We start from the raw sequence: 13,594 nt of genomic DNA on the forward strand, positions 1-13,594 counted from the left end.
GATTGATTCCACGGATAAATCACGTGGCGGGTACCATCAAGAAATTCTTGGTCAGCCTACTTTTACCAAATCCGGGTCAATCGATTTTAGATTTTAGATTTTAGATTTTAGATTTTAGAGGCGACCCCACGGATAAATGCGGGGGCAATAAGTGATTTTCGATTTTCGATTTTGGATTGATTCCACGGATAAATCACGTGGCGGGTACCATCAAGAAATTCTTGGTCAGCCTACTTTTACCAAATCCGGGTTAAAAACCCCGATCGGACTCAGCGCTTGCAACGGTTCAAGAGCAAAACTTTCGTCCGCACAGAGGGGGAGTGAAGAATAAAGGGGTAAAAATCCCGGATTTGGCATTAATTAATCAATCCGCAAATTGAAAGGCAAGCGAACGTAAATCCCCTGCGGGTCGTTCATCGACTTGATCGCAGCCAATTCCTCTTGCATTTTCTTAAATTCGGCCGTTAGCGGGTCGAGTTTGGCGGCTGGTTTCAAAACGTGAACGCCTGAAAGTCTTTCCAAAATTCGCTCCTCCAAAGTGCGGCGTTTTGGATATTCTTCCACCTTCCAATCGTCGCCTAGTTTAGCTTGCTTAGCAGCCTCTCTGACAGCATCTTCAAGACCGCCAATTTCATCCACTAAACCCAACTGTTTCGCGGCCGTACCAGACCACACCCTGCCTTGAGCAATTTCTTGTACCTGGTTTTTCGGCAGTTTGCGGGCGGTGGCGACTTTACTAATAAATCGATCGTAAATGCTATCGACTCTCCTCTGAATATTCGCCAATTCTTGAGGATTTTTCGGGCGGGAAACCGTGTTAATATCTGCAAAGCGGGCGGTTTTCACCACGTCCCAAGTCAGGCCGTTGTTAGCAGCCAACTTTTCGGCGTTGAACCGCATTCCAAAAACGCCTATCGAACCGGTAATCGTATTCGGTTCGGCAAAAATGCGGTTGGAACCCATCGAAATCCAATAGCCACCGGATGCTGCTAAATTGCCCATTGAAACAATAACTGGTTTCTTTTTCCCCGTCAGCATTACTTCGCGTGCAATTACTTCGGCCCCCGTCGCACTGCCTCCGGGACTGTTGACGCGCAAAACTACGGCTTTTACGTCGTCATCTTCTCGGATTTTCCGCATTGCTTGAGCGATGCGATCGCCTCCTACTTGAGTCGGGCCCCCTTCCCCGTCTACAATCTCTCCTTCAGCGTAAAGTATAGCAATTTGGTTTTTCTTGTCAGCGCGAGTTGATTTTTTATTTTCAGCAATTCTCGCGTAATTTTTCAAACTAATTTGCTTGAAAGATTTGTTTTCGCTATCGGTTCCTGTGAGTTTTTTGAGTTCGGTCGATATTTCGTCAAAGTATACAACTTTATCAACTAACTTGCTTTTGAGAGCTTCGTCAGCCATCAAAATTCCGCGATTATCTGCAAGCGCTTGCAGTTGCGGAACAGTCACTTTGCGACTCGGGGCGACAGTTTTCAGGTATTCTCCCCACATATCTCCGAGCAACTTTTGAGTTTGCTGGCGATTTTCGGGGCTCATTTTTGTGAGCAAAAACGGCTCAACGGCTGACTTGTATTTGCCGACGCGAGTGACTTGCACTCCCACGCCGTATTTTTCCAAAGCACCAGTGAGAAACATTGCCTGACTGCTAAAACCGTTGATTTCCAAAGCGCCGTAAGGATTTACGGCAATTGTATTAGCAACGGAACCGAGGTAATAATCTCGCTCATTCCAGTCCATCTGGTAAGCAAAAATGGGTTTTTTGGCATCTCGGAAACGCTGCAAGGCCGATCGAACTTCTTTGAGATTGGCAAACCCGCTGCTGCTCGAATTTGAGCTGCCTTCAAGATAAAGGCCAACGATTTTCGGGTCTTTTTTCGCATATTCGATCGTGTCTAAAACAGTCCGCAGCGTCACTGTATCGCCGGAATCTTCCGAAAGCACTTCTTCAATCGCCGCGCTAGTGCTGCGGCTCGGTTTGCTGTCGGTAATATTTAAAGAAAGGTCTAATACCAATACAGACTTATCTTTAACTTGCGGGCCTGAATCTTTAGACGACGATGCCGCCAGAGCAATTAGTAGTACCAGTCCCCCCAATCCGATGCTGCCCAGCAGCAACAATCCTAGGAAGGTTCCCAGTAAACTTGCACAGGTATATTTGAGGAAATCTTTCATTAGATAATTGGTAATTAGTTATTAGTCAATAGTCAATAGTCATTAGTTAGAGTATATCCGGTGAGAGTGGAATGATACCGAGACGAGCGTCCCGCTCGCACTGCAATCGGAATGATATTTTTCCGATGCCAGCGGAAACGATATTATGGGTAATTCCTGCAACTAGGATTTAGCAATTATCCTCTGTCGTAGTTATTAGCTAATGACTTTTGACTGCTGACTAATGACTTTTGACTGCTGACTCACTTTTATCTTAACCTTTCCAAAACCCCAGAATGTTTTAGCTCATCCAAATTACCGCAGCCCGTACAGAACATCACGGTGGCGATTTCTGCAATTAAAGCCTCAGCTAGGAGGGCTGCCGCTGATTCCGATTCCGCTGCAGCTTGTAGAAACGGCCGCGCCAGTCCCGCAATATCCGCGCCAAGGGCGAGAGCCTTCGCTGCATCCAACCCATTCTGCAAGCCTCCAGAGGCAATCAGAGGAACATCCGGCGCTGCGGCGCGGGTGCTGACAATGCACTCGGCTGTTGGTATGCCCCAGTCGGCAAAGGTGGCGCCCAACCTGCGCTGCTTGCCATCTTTAGCTCGCTCTCCTTCTATTTTCGCCCAAGAAGTGCCTCCGGCCCCGGCAATGTCGATCGCACCTACCCCGGCGGCGAGCAATTTCTTGGCCATTTTTCCTGAAATACCGTTGCCGACTTCTTTAGCAATAACTGGTACTGGTAATTTAGCGCACAATTTGGCAATTTTATCTAGCAGTCCTTTAAAGTTAGTATCGCCTTCGGTTTGAACGCACTCTTGGAGCGGATTGAGGTGCAAAATTAGGGCATCTGCTTCTAAAATATCAACAATTTTTTGGCACTGTTCCAAACCGTAATTGTAGTTTAATTGAACGGCTCCGATATTTGCAAATAACAGAATATCTGGAGCGCGGCGACGAACGGCAAATGTAGGAGCTAGTTGAGGATTTTCTACAACAATTCGCTGGGAACCGACTCCCATTGCTAGTTTGTATTCTTGCGCGACATCGGCGAGGCGATAATTGATTGTCTGGGCTAATTCTGTGCCGCCGGTCATTGAGGAAATTAGCAGGGGAACGGCTAGTTTTTTGTTGAGAAATGTGGAGGTTAAATCTATTTCAGTGCGATCGAGTTCTGGCAAACAGCAGTGTTCAAAACGGTAGCGTTCGAGGCCGCTGGTAGTTTCGCGAAATTGTACGTCTTCTTCGAGGCAAATCCGCAGGTGGTCTGCTTTGCGGGTTTCGGTTTGCGAGGGGGAGGTTAGCGGCAAGTTCACTGTGGCTATTTGGGGAAAGAGTTGTGATTTGGGAATATAGCAATTTTATTTCATTTTTGATTTTTTTTATGAACCGCAGAGAGCGCAGAGGGCGCAGAGGAGAAGAAAGGAGAGAGGTTCGCAAATCCTGTAAGGGTTGTTGTATTATCCCGGAACAGTCAGGGGCATTCCGTTATCTGAAGCTTTTAGTTTTAGTAAGAAAGGAACAGCTTTTTGCACCCATGCTTTGACTGATGGGTAATTTGCCGCATCTTCTCCGAAACAAATGTCTAGCATATCGGTGTGAATTATCCCCGGATTCAAAGGAAATGCTGCCATACCTGCGGGCAATTCTTGAGCGAGCGATCGCGTAAGTCCTTCTATTGCCCACTTGGAAGCGCAATAGGGCGCGACTTCCGGCGAAGTTGACCTTCCCCAACCAGAACTAAAGTTGACAATTATGCCGCTTTTTCGAGCAATCATTGCCGGGACAAAGTGACGAATTACATTAGCTGTACCTTTAATGTTAACATCAATTACCTGAGAAAATTCTTCGTTGCTGATATTCCAAAGGGGCGCGAGATGATTAGCTACGCCTGCATTATTAATTAACAAATCTGGCGGAGCATTTTTTGCCAGCATTTCTGTGGCCCAAGCTTTTACTCGATCGTCGTTGGTGACATCCAAACAAGTAAAATGGTGGGGCGCACTATATTTTTGTTGGAGTTTTTCCACCGCTTCGGAAGAACGGGCGCATCCCACAACTGTATGTCCCAATTCAATAAACTTTTCGGTCATGGCAAGACCTAGACCGCGACTGACTCCGGTAATTACAATTAATTTTGTCATAGATTTGCTCCAATTTTGACATTAAGTAATACAATACATCTTGACCAATAATTTCAAAGGTGGTACCCGCCACGTGATTTATCTCGCGCAAGTCAATCCAAAATCTAAAATCCTCAAGCCCCCGAATTAATCCGTGGGGTCAATCCAAAATCTAAAATCTAAAATCTAAAATCGAATGACTGGTGAATTGACAAATCGATAGCAGGGAGAAAGCATGAAAGTAAAAGCAGCAGTTGCTCGCAGTGCCGGCAAACCTTTGAGCATTGAAACGGTTGATCTAGATGGGCCGAGGGCTGGAGAGGTGCTGGTGGAAATTAAAGCCACGGGTGTTTGTCACACTGACGCTTACACTCTTTCCGGTGCCGATCCAGAAGGCTTGTTTCCGGCTATTTTAGGCCACGAGGGAGCCGGGATTGTCGCAGAAGTTGGGCCGGGAGTCACGAGTGTCAAAGTGGGCGATCGGGTAATTCCTCTCTACATTCCTGAATGCCGCAACTGCGAATATTGTTTGAGCCGCAAAACTAACCTCTGTCAAGCAATTCGCCTGACTCAAGGCCAGGGAGTGATGCCCGACGGCACGAGCCGATTTTCCATAGATGGGCAGAAACTATACCATTACATGGGAACTTCTACCTTTGCTAATTATACAGTATTGCCAGAAATTGCGGTAGCCAAAATTCGCGAAGATGCTCCTTTTGATAAAGTTTGTTTAATCGGCTGCGGCGTAACAACTGGCATCGGCGCTGTCATTAATACTGCGAAAGTAGAGCCTGGTTCTAATGTGGTAGTTTTCGGTTTGGGCGGCGTGGGTTTGAATGTAATTCAAGCAGCTCGCATGGTGGGAGCTAACATGATTGTCGGCGTAGACTTGAACCCCGACAAGCGAGAGATGGCGGAAAAATTCGGCATGACTCACTTTGTCAATCCCCGCGAAGTCGAAGGCGATTTAGTGCCTTATTTAGTAGATTTAACCAAAGGCGGAGCAGATTACAGTTTTGAATGTATCGGCAACATTAATGTGATGCGCCAAGCTTTAGAATGCTGCCACAAAGGTTGGGGCGTGAGCGTAATTGTCGGGGTAGCGGGAGCTGGTCAAGAAATTAGTACCCGCCCGTTTCAGCTAGTAACTGGTAGGGTTTGGAAAGGGACGGCTTTTGGTGGCGCAAAAGGCCGAACTGATGTGCCTAAGATTGTGGATTGGTACATGGACGGTAAAATTGATATTGACAGTCTGGTAACTCAGGTAATGCCGATCGACAAAATCAACGAAGCCTTTGATTTAATGCACAAAGGCGAAGTAATTCGCACAGTTTTGACATTTTGAACAAAAATCTTTCTCTCTTCCCTCTTCCTCTGCGCCCTCTGCGCCCTCTGCGGTTAAAAAAAATCTAATTCAAAAATGAAATAGAATTAACATGATATCAGACTCCCTAAAACTGCACAAAGAACAGAAAACTTTCGGTGGCAAACTCGGCTTTTATAGCCATCAATCCTCAACCTGCAACAGCGAGATGAAAATCGCAGTTTATCAGCCCCCGCAAGCTTTATCTCAACCCGTACCAGTTTTGTATTTTCTATCTGGTTTAACCTGCACAGAAGAGAACTTTATGGCAAAAGCGGGGGCGCAACAATTTGCGGCAAAATATGGGTTAATGCTGGTTGCGCCCGACACTAGCCCGCGCAATACTGGCATCCCTGGGGAAGATGACGATTGGGATTTAGGAAGTGGTGCAGGTTTTTATGTTGATGCGACAGCCGCACCTTGGAATGCTCACTATCGAATGTACAGTTATGTGGTTGATGAATTGCCAAATTTAATCGCCGAAAATTTTCCAGCGATACCGGAAAAACAAGGAATTTTCGGTCATTCGATGGGCGGACACGGGGCTTTAATTTGCGCGTTGAAAAATGGATCTCGCTATCTTTCAGTTTCCGCTTTTGCGCCTATTTCCGCGCCAATGAGCTGCCCTTGGGGACAAAAAGCTTTGGCAAACTACCTCGGCAGCGACAAAGAGATGTGGAAGGCTTGGGATGCTAGCGAATTGGTGCTTGAGGCGCGATACAACCGTCCGATTCTAATTGACTGCGGCACTGCTGATTCCTTTCTTGCTGACGGGCAGTTGTTGCCGGAAGTGTTCGCGGAAGCTTGTGCAAAAGCCGGACAGCCGCTAACTTTAAGAATGCAGGAGGGTTACGATCATAGCTATTATTTTATAGCTAGTTTTATGGAGGATCACATTCGGCATCATGCGGCTGTTTTGTGCCGGTAGTTCCTAGCAGGAAGCAGGCAAGATGCCTGCTCCACAACAACGGGTTCTTAGGCTGTGCTTGGGAACCGATATCTAGAGGCTCTGCCTCGCATGGCTGCCATGAAATGTGGAGGCAGAGCCTCCTGATCTGCTTTACCAGGCTCTGCCTGGTAACGAGTGCACGAGTGAACTCGCTTCTACGAGGACAGGTATTTTCGGTTAATTAAGATTAATCGGAAATACCCATTCTTTATAATTGCTGTCGCGATTTTCGATAATCTCCGTCAGTTTGTCCAAAATCTTTTCGGTGATGGGTCGGTTTTTGGGCAAATGATAGTTTTCTACTCGCTTAATTGGCGTAATTTTGGCTGCGGTTCCGCAGAGGAAAATTTCGTCTGCAATCAACAGTTCTGATCTATCAACGGGTCTTTCTATGACTTCAATTCCTAAGTCTCTGGCGATTGTGATTACGCTGTCTCTGGTAATTCCTTCGAGAATATCTTGCTCGAAACCGGGAGTAACTAATTTACCGTTTCTGGCGACAAATATGTTCATCCCTGAAGCTTCGCTGACTTTTCCCTGAGTGTTCATCATAATAGCTTCGTCGAAGCCGGATTCTACTGCTTCGGTTTTGGCTAAAGCTGAGGTGATGTAGGCGCCGCTAATTTTACCTCTTAAGGGCAAACTGCGGTCTTCTTGGCGGTACCAAGAGCTAATTCTACAGTTGACTCCTTCTTTGGGCAAATAGTCGGAAAGTTCTAATCCGTAGACAAAAAAGTCGGTTTCTACGTTGTGCAGTCGGGGGGCAATTCCTAAACTGGATGTGTAGATAAAAGGGCGGATATAAAATGATTTTGTTGGTTTGTTTTTCTGGACAAAATCAATAATTATTTGTTGAATTTTGCTAGCTGGCAAATCGCAGTGGAGGAAGCTGGCACTTTGACTTAATCTTTGACAGTGGCGGTCTAATCTAAATAGCAATATTCGATCGGCATTTTGGGGGTCTGGAATTCCCCGCAACCCGCCTAAAACTCCGGTTCCGTAGTGCAGTGCGTGGGTGGCTATGGAAATTTTGGCGTCGGTAAATGGGAGAAATTGGTTTTGAAAGTAGGCAATTGGTAGAAAACTATCCATGATTCAAGCTGGCGATGAGTTTTGCAGTCCGCTAGGAAAGCTGAATTTGGTTATATTACCATAAGTTATACCATTTTAGATTTGAGATTTGAGATTTTAGATTTACAAGGACTGATTTGATATCAGTTTGGCTCTGGTCAAAAGTTACCTTTTTTTGATTAAATGAGATGATTATTGTGTTATTCGAGGAATCGATAAAATAATATAAAGTGCGGTCATTTTGGTTGATAATTGTTTTGGGAAAAACTGCGATCAACTAAAAATAAAAATCAACCAAGGGGCAACTATGGCACGTAAATGTTTCATTATTGAAATGGGGATGGGTATAGACCAGCACGGGCAGGAACCGACTGTAGCCTGTGCAAGGGCTGTACGAAATGCGATCGCCCATAATGCTCTCCTAGGCGTCTGGGAAGTGGCGGGTTTGACTGACCCGAATCAGATGATTGTTGAGGTTAAGGTGGCTGTTCCTTACCCGGAACAAGTGCGGGAACAGGAGGTGTTGGCGGTGCTGCCTTTTGGCAGCAAAACTCTGATTGTGGAGCAAGGGGGCATGATTGTGCCAGGAAGGGCGATCGCCTCTCTGAATGATAAAAATGATGAAATGTTAATCGCTGTGGCGGCTGTGACTGTTTTTGTGGACACTGAGGACTAATTAATTTGGTGTTGTTTGAATAAATCGCCCGATCGCACTTGCTTGTTTCCGCGATCGGGCGATCGAACGCCTGTCTGTTAAAAAATGATTAATTTAGGCTAAGTCTCGAATTAGGAAAAGTAGAGTGCGATCGGCTTTTAGGCGATCGCACTCTACCTCCTCTACCTGATATTACGGCTGACTGGTATCTGCCAACATTTGGTTAACCATTTGCAAGTGCGCCTGAAGGTTCGGCAACTTTTGGGTGGCCCAAGCCTTCAATTCGGGATCTTGTCCCTGTTGAGATTGAGCTTGAAACAAAGCAATAGCCTGATTGTGGCTGTCGATCATAGCCTGCTTATAAGCCCTGTCAAAACTTGTACCAGAGAGTCCCGAAAGTCGCTCCATCAAAGCTTTGTTCTGGGTACTCATTTCGGTTGGCAGTTTTACCTCTTTTTGCATTGCTAACTGCATCAATTCTTCATTAGCCTGGGTGTGTTCCTCAACCATTTCTTGCCCGTATTGTTTCACACTAGCACTAGAACCGCGCTGCACTGCCAATCTGCCGAGCTGCACTTCCATCATACCAATTTGACCTGCTTGCATGGCAAAGTTTCTGTCTTGGCTGCTGAGAGAATTAGGCGAAGTTTCGCCACCTGTTGGAGTGTTGGGAGAACGGCTGGGAGTGTTGTTGATGGGGCTATTTGGAGAACGGCCGGGAGTGTTGTTGGTGGGGGTATTTGGAGTGTTGGGAGTAGTAGCATCGTCGGTAGCGTTATCAGCAAGCTCAAGAACTCGATCGCCCGACTGGTTGAAGCCGTGAGTCTGGCGGTTTAATTCTGCGAATCCCGGCACAGCTATCAAGGAACTAACGCCGGCAATTCCGGCAACTTTGACCAATTTTTTGAACAAACTTTTGCGATTGAGTGAAGTCATGAATTTCTAAGCCTCTAAGTTGTTTTCAAAAGTATGTGAAGCGAAGCTATCCCGTAGGGAATCGCCCGAAACTACCGAGGGGAGGGTGTACTGTCTTTCCGAAACAAGTTGATCAAACCAAACGCGCCCAAGGCACCCAGCCACCCGAAATTGTTGGGGCGATCGCGCCGAGCACTCAAAACTCCCGAATTAGTATCAGCCGGCGTCGATGTCGTACCGTCTGTCGTACCGGTTGTACCGGTTGTACCTGTCGTACCGGTTGTACCCGTGCCCGTCGTACCCGTTGTACCCGTTGTACCTGTCCCAGTTGTACCCGTCCCCGTCGTATCGGTTGTACCCGTTGTACCTGTCCCGGTTGTACCCGTTGTACCTGTCCCGGTTGTACCGGTTGTACCCGTTGTACCTGTCCCGGTTGTACCCGTTGTACCTGTGCCAGTTGTACCCGTTGTACCTGTGCCAGTTGTACCGGTTGTGCCAGTGCCGGTTGTATCGGTTGTACCTGTCCCGGTTGTATCGGTTGTACCTGTCCCGGTTGTATCGGTTGTGCCAGTGCCGGTTGTATCGGTTGTACCGGTTGTGCCAGTGCCCGTCGTATCGGTTGTACCGGTTGTACCCGTGCCTGTTGTACCCGTGCCGGTTGTACCCGTGCCCGTCGCGCCGTCTGTTGTACCGGTTGTGCCGGTGCCAGTCGTGCCGTCTGTCGTACCAGTTGTGCCGGTGCCTGTACCAGTTGTGCCTGTGCCTGTACCAGTTGTGCCTGCACCGCTTCCAGCACCGCCTGACTGGGCAGAAGCAGGCACTGCGAAGGAAACCGTTGCTAAACCTAAAGTACAAGCGCTTGCTAAAACAACTTTCAACAATTTAGAAGATTTCATGGTAATGCTTGCTTTTACGTAGATACCTGCGATCGCTTGTGATGCCAAAACCGCAGGGTAAAATTGACAGCTTAACGTGCAACTTTTCTAACCTTTGCTGCGGAATAATGAAGGTAAAGGAGTATATATAGTCCCGTTTCCTCGATTATTTCCCACGGATAAATTAGACCGCCGCGTTAACAGTTTATAAGCTATTAGGTATGCTTCCAGTTCGCCATTCATCTTTAGGAATATTTGGCAAAATGGCGTTTTATTTCAGGTGGTGGATGATATTTGATGGGGCGGCAGACTAGCTAAATAAAAATTTGTCTACAGGGGATAAAAAGCGGGTTGATCTGAAAAATTTTGGGTTGAGTCACCAGACATATAGGAATCAACTGGGTTTCTGAGACAACCGCGCGGTTCTTCCTATAAATTTTCTCCGGCGGCTGGTGCTTTGAGACAGAAATTATTGATTTTCTCACCCTCAATTTTGGGTTAGCGCTACGCCATAGGAGTTAGTTTCAAATTTTATGAGCGTTATTTTTCCTTAACTTGCTGCTGGCTATTTTGCCCCTCGTAGCATACCGATCAAACTTTATCAGGAAACTAAATTATCTCAAGACGCCCGATCGCTCATAGTCCTATAGCGCCTATAACCAGGCAACAGCAAGGCTTTTGACTGGTATTTGACTTTCGTTAAACAGCAAGGCGGACTGAGGGCTATCCGAGTGCGGCCCGCGCGAGATTCAATTAACCAGCGGCGGCGCAGTCGTCAGAATTGCTTGTGAGTGCGATCGGCTAAACTCTGATATAGTAAAGCCAAAACTATGCGAAATAGCGCTTATTTTTTAACACATTGTACAAGCCAAAATAAACTACGCTGTATCGAATTATTCCCAAAATTCGCTATCTAATATTCATCGGTTTTTCTAAATTCGCAAGTGAAAAAGCCGAAATCAGATTAATGACTGTTTCACAAAATAAATTACCCAAATACGGCTGAACCTGCAACGGCAAGTCAATTAGTTTTCGGGGTGCGAATAACTTTAAGATTACATCTGTCGCAGGGATGAAAATAATGGGGTTTAAAACTTGCTTTTAGAGAGAGGAAAGGAGAGGGTTATAGTATATAAGATTTAATTTCTGTTTAATAATTAGAGGTCATTATGCCAGAACAACAATTTGACACCTTACCTTCGGAAGCACAAGAACTCCCCCAAGGATCTCAACAAATTTTTCAGGCTGCTTTTAAGAGCGCTAGCGAAGATGGAATGAGCGCAGATGGTGCTACTAGCGTTGCTTGGAACAGTGTAAAATCTGAATATGTTAAAGGCGAAGGTGGCACGTGGCATCACAAGGGCGACGATACTAACCAAACCCGCAAATCTGTACAGTCTGGTGGCAATTAGTTATCAGCCATCAGTAATATAGCAATCCTAAATGAATTGTGTAATTTTTGTAGGGGCAAACCCCCCGTGGTTGCCCCGATCAGTGGGGGGTAGGCACTCTTAGCACTACCCCTACATATTTGTACAACTGATGCGAGGATTGCTATATCGTGTCCGCTAACATAACCCCTATTAGCTGTGTAGTGAGGGCTTCATTCCTCAACTTTTGATGAAAACGAAGAATCCTCACTACCAACCAATTGCAGTGACGTTATTCTAGCGGGCATGATCTCATCAGTCATTAGCAATGTACTCATCACTTGTGATTAATGCTTGACGTTGATAGCTGTTGGAATCGCGGTGGTACACAAGTTAATCGAGCCTGTTAATCGGCTGGCGCATATCCCATTGCAATTCGGCTAAAACCAGCAAGCTAAATACCATTACGGTTCCCGTAAATAGGAAAGACCAACCGCCCGTGTAAGGCAAAATCAAAATTCCCACCAGGTGAAGTAAACTTGCAGCTAAAAGCGCGCGCGATCGCACTGCAAATCCAGTCCCCAAATACCCTATTCCGCTCATTCCCAACCACAGGGGACAGAGATTCGCCAATACTTTTCCCCAACTGAGAAAAATTGCTAAATCGGTCAGCAGCAATCCTAATAACATTAGTATTACCCAACCGTAAAGCACCCAAAGCAGGCGTTCTATTTTGACCCAAGAGTATGTCATGCTTACCATTGCGGCTGTACCTACGAGGCTGAGCGCTGACCACAAACCGGCTTGCAGCATCCAACTCACCGAAAAAAATTGTGCTGTGCCGAATATGGGTATTAACAGCAAGCTCCACAGCAAGCAAGTACGATCGAGACAAGTATAAAATTGTGAATAAAATCGATCTTTGCCAAGGGGAAACTGAACCTGCCAAAGCCCTTCTAACTCCTGAACCTCGATGTTAAGCTGTTTCCGCCGCAGAGGCGGAACTGAATAATTAAAAAAGGTCATATCTGACACTATTAAAATTTACAATTATTAGCTTAGGTACTATCTCACCAGCAATCGCTCTAATTGCAATCTGTCATTCGGATTAATCTAGTTAATTGGATAGTCTGCCGGCAGTAATAGTTCTTCTCTCGCACCAGGTAAAACAGGAAGAGATAGATTGCACAAGTTGATAAAATAGCTCTTGCGACAGATGGCTGCAATATTACTTATTGGATAATTTAAAAAGAAAGTAAACTTTGTTACAGAATTTATGCTCACTTCATCCCATCCTCTCAAACAGGTATTCCACTGCCCGGAAGAATCGGATTTTTACGCGCACTGCTTGGAAAGTTTAGTGTTAAATGCTAGTGACAATTCTCGACTTATCGTAGAGTTTGGTTCAGGAGAGGGAAGTCCAGTTATTAAGTCTTTGCTGAGAAGTGATTTTGATGGGACGATACAGGGATTTGAGCTAAATAATGTAGCTTGGAAAATTGCTCAGTCTCAAATTAAGCAATATGAACTGAGCGAACGATACACCGTCAACAATTGCTCTTTTTTTGATTCGCCTTTATACGAGTCGGCGGATTGTGTCATCTCAAATCCGCCTTACTTGCCGGCGGTGGATGATAAGATTTACCAGCCTCTGTTGCACGGCGGGAGTGATGGTTCGACAATTGCTAAAAAACTTTTATCTTTGGGCTGCGATGAAGTTTTGCTGATGGTTTCTAGCTATTCTAATCCTGTGGGTTTGATCGATTATGCCTTGGATCGAGGCTACTCGGTTGCGAATTTTGAAATTGCACCTTTAAATTTTGGCTATTATAGCTCGGAACCGAAGGTGAAAAGCGCGATCGCCACTCTCAGAGAACAGGGAATGGCTTTTTATTCGGAAAACATCTATCTGCTGGCTGGAGTTTTGTTTAAGAAGCACCAAAAGTCGCAAAGAGATTTGTCGATCGAGCTCATTCAGTTAATGACAGCATTCTAAAATACAGCAACAGGCAAGATGCCTGTTCCACCTTTTGAGCAACAGGCAAGATGCCTGTTCCACCTTTTGAGCAACAGGCAAGATGCCTGTTCCACCTTTTGAGCAACAGGCAAG

General features: G+C 45.9%; 12 protein-coding genes. 5 read left to right on the forward strand and 7 right to left on the reverse strand.

Annotation, left to right across the window (positions count from 1 at the left end; translation table 11 throughout):
- Window positions 1-360: 360 nt before the first annotated feature.
- The 3 genes from sppA to QUB20_RS22370 all read right to left on the reverse strand — a co-directional run bounded on the left by sppA (window position 361) and on the right by QUB20_RS22370 (window position 4,307).
- Window positions 361-2,181, reverse strand: coding sequence for a signal peptide peptidase SppA (sppA, locus tag QUB20_RS22360; RefSeq protein WP_333249478.1), 1,821 nt, complete (start codon window positions 2,179-2,181; stop codon window positions 361-363).
- A 248-nt stretch (window positions 2,182-2,429) separates the two neighbouring features.
- The gene (gene fni, locus QUB20_RS22365) at window positions 2,430-3,479 is read right to left on the reverse strand and encodes a type 2 isopentenyl-diphosphate Delta-isomerase (RefSeq protein ID WP_333249480.1); all 1,050 of its coding nucleotides are present in this window, start codon (window positions 3,477-3,479) and stop codon (window positions 2,430-2,432) included.
- A gap of 144 nt (window positions 3,480-3,623) precedes the next feature.
- On the reverse strand, window positions 3,624-4,307 hold the full coding sequence (locus QUB20_RS22370; protein ID WP_333249482.1) for an SDR family NAD(P)-dependent oxidoreductase: 684 nt from the start codon (window positions 4,305-4,307) through the stop codon (window positions 3,624-3,626).
- 214 nt (window positions 4,308-4,521) lie between these two features.
- Here QUB20_RS22370 and QUB20_RS22375 point away from each other — a divergent pair, with 214 nt between their 5' ends.
- Both QUB20_RS22375 and fghA read left to right on the forward strand, forming a co-directional pair.
- The gene (locus QUB20_RS22375) at window positions 4,522-5,631 is read left to right on the forward strand and encodes an S-(hydroxymethyl)glutathione dehydrogenase/class III alcohol dehydrogenase (protein ID WP_333052929.1); all 1,110 of its coding nucleotides are present in this window, start codon (window positions 4,522-4,524) and stop codon (window positions 5,629-5,631) included.
- Between the two features lie 91 nt (window positions 5,632-5,722).
- Window positions 5,723-6,577: an S-formylglutathione hydrolase gene (fghA, locus tag QUB20_RS22380; protein WP_333249484.1), complete on the forward strand. Its 855-nt coding sequence runs from the start codon at window positions 5,723-5,725 to the stop codon at window positions 6,575-6,577.
- Window positions 6,578-6,775: 198 nt separating this feature from the next.
- Here fghA and QUB20_RS22385 read toward each other — a convergent pair whose 3' ends face one another.
- Window positions 6,776-7,690 carry a branched-chain amino acid transaminase gene (locus QUB20_RS22385; RefSeq protein WP_333249486.1) on the reverse strand — a complete coding sequence of 305 codons (915 nt, stop codon included), beginning with the start codon at window positions 7,688-7,690 and terminating at the stop codon, window positions 6,776-6,778.
- Window positions 7,691-7,976: 286 nt separating this feature from the next.
- On the opposite strand from QUB20_RS22385, the gene QUB20_RS22390 reads away from it, so the two are divergent.
- Window positions 7,977-8,345 (forward strand): Lin0512 family protein, encoded by a 369-nt coding sequence (locus QUB20_RS22390; protein WP_190736353.1) that lies wholly within the window; start codon window positions 7,977-7,979, stop codon window positions 8,343-8,345.
- A 171-nt stretch (window positions 8,346-8,516) separates the two neighbouring features.
- Here the strand turns inward: QUB20_RS22390 and QUB20_RS22395 are convergent, their stop codons facing one another.
- Complete coding sequence (locus QUB20_RS22395) at window positions 8,517-9,260, reverse strand: DUF4142 domain-containing protein (RefSeq protein WP_333249488.1); 744 nt, start codon at window positions 9,258-9,260, stop codon at window positions 8,517-8,519.
- Between the two features lie 71 nt (window positions 9,261-9,331).
- Window positions 9,332-10,135: a hypothetical protein gene (locus QUB20_RS22400; protein ID WP_333249490.1), complete on the reverse strand. Its 804-nt coding sequence runs from the start codon at window positions 10,133-10,135 to the stop codon at window positions 9,332-9,334.
- A gap of 1,148 nt (window positions 10,136-11,283) precedes the next feature.
- Here QUB20_RS22400 and QUB20_RS22405 point away from each other — a divergent pair.
- Window positions 11,284-11,526 (forward strand): ChaB family protein, encoded by a 243-nt coding sequence (locus QUB20_RS22405; protein ID WP_333241310.1) that lies wholly within the window; start codon window positions 11,284-11,286, stop codon window positions 11,524-11,526.
- Window positions 11,527-11,877: 351 nt separating this feature from the next.
- Here QUB20_RS22405 and QUB20_RS22410 read toward each other — a convergent pair whose 3' ends face one another.
- Window positions 11,878-12,510 carry a hypothetical protein gene (locus QUB20_RS22410; RefSeq protein WP_333249492.1) on the reverse strand — a complete coding sequence of 211 codons (633 nt, stop codon included), beginning with the start codon at window positions 12,508-12,510 and terminating at the stop codon, window positions 11,878-11,880.
- Window positions 12,511-12,760: 250 nt separating this feature from the next.
- Here QUB20_RS22410 and QUB20_RS22415 point away from each other — a divergent pair, with 250 nt between their 5' ends.
- A complete protein-coding gene (locus QUB20_RS22415; protein ID WP_333249494.1) occupies window positions 12,761-13,480 on the forward strand; it encodes an SAM-dependent methyltransferase in 720 nt (239 codons plus the stop codon).
- The last annotated feature ends 114 nt before the right edge of the window (window positions 13,481-13,594 follow it).

Origin of the sequence: Microcoleus sp. B4-C2, assembly GCF_036705265.1 — a bacterium.
Classification (GTDB): domain Bacteria; phylum Cyanobacteriota; class Cyanobacteriia; order Cyanobacteriales; family Microcoleaceae; genus Microcoleus.